Consider the following 1,312-nt stretch of genomic DNA (forward strand, 5'->3'; position numbering starts at 1 on the left):
GATCCGAGCCACCCAGCTCCAGCACCACCTTCTTCAGCGCCTGCCCGGCCTGCGCGGCGATGCTGCGCCCCGCAGCGGATCCGAGCCACCCAGCTCCAGCACCACCTTCTTCAGCGCCTGCCCGGCCTGCGCGGCGATGCTGCGCCCCGCAGCGACGCTGCCGGTCAGGGTCACGGCAGCGATGCGGTCATCGGCGATGGCGGCACTGGTTCCCTCGCGGCTGATGTTGGCGGCGATGAAGGTGCCGTCGGGCAGGCCCGCGTCGCGCCACGCAGCGGCGAGCAGCCCGGCGGTGCCGACGATGTTTTCGGCCGGCTTCAGCAGGAAGCCGTTGCCGCCCATGAGGATCGGCACGGCCGCGCGCATCACCTGCCAGTACGGGAAATTCCACGGCATGATGCCGAGCACAACGCCCAGCGGCAGGTAGGAGACATAGGCCTTGTTGTCGGCCACCGCGGTCGGCTCATCGCGCAGGAACGCCGCACCGTTGTCGGCGTACCAGTCACACAGCACCGCGCACTTCTCGATCTCGGCCAGCGACTCGGCGTGGACCTTGCCCATTTCGGCAGTGGCCATCGCAGCGAGGGGTTCGCGGTCGCGACGCAGCACAGCGGCCATCGCACGCAGCACGCTGGCGCGTTGTTCCAGTGACTGCGCGCTCCAGGCTGCAAAACCGGCCTGGCCGCGGTCGAGGATGGCTTCCAGTTCGGCGTCGGTGGCGAAGGGGTGGCTGGCGATCTGCTGGCCGGTCGCCGGATCRCGGGAAATGGCAGCGGGGGCTGCGGGGGAAGCGGACATGCAGGTCTCCTGTTGTCTCGACAACGGGCGGCTGCCCGTTTCCTGACAACGAATGTGGACCCGATCGATGGCAGCAACAAGGCGTCTGCGTATCCTGTGACCTGCACTTACCTGCCTGAATGGGGTTGATCGGCAGGGCTGCGCCCTGGTACGCGCCATCGCATGCGCGCTGCCGCTCCCACGCTTCGCTACGCGAACCGCGGGCCCCACTTACCAGCCCCCATACCCCCGCCGCTTCGCGGCCGCCCCCTGACTCAGGGGGCTCTTCTCCAGACCCAACCCGGCGCCTCCAGTAGATCCACGCCATGCGTGGATGAATTTCCATCGAGATCGACTATCTCGAATTGAAACCGAAAAGCATCCACGCATCGCGTGGATCTAACGTGTCGACCAAGGTCGACACCTACCAACAGCMGCGGAGATCTGTCAGAGGTGGGGCGGTGTCGGAGTGCGGGGACGCCGTGTACCCATCCATGGGGGCTTGGCCGCGGCATCCATGCCGCGGCCACCCCGC

General features: G+C 67.7%; 1 pseudogene. It reads right to left on the reverse strand.

Annotated features, from left to right (window positions below):
- Positions 1-75 precede the first annotated feature (75 nt).
- Positions 76-798 (reverse strand): annotated as a pseudogene (locus tag AC1VAN_RS22060) (aldehyde dehydrogenase family protein); the annotation flags it as partial.
- Positions 799-1,312: the final 514 nt, after the last annotated feature.

The organism is Stenotrophomonas sp. 05L44_2 (genome assembly GCF_056665995.1).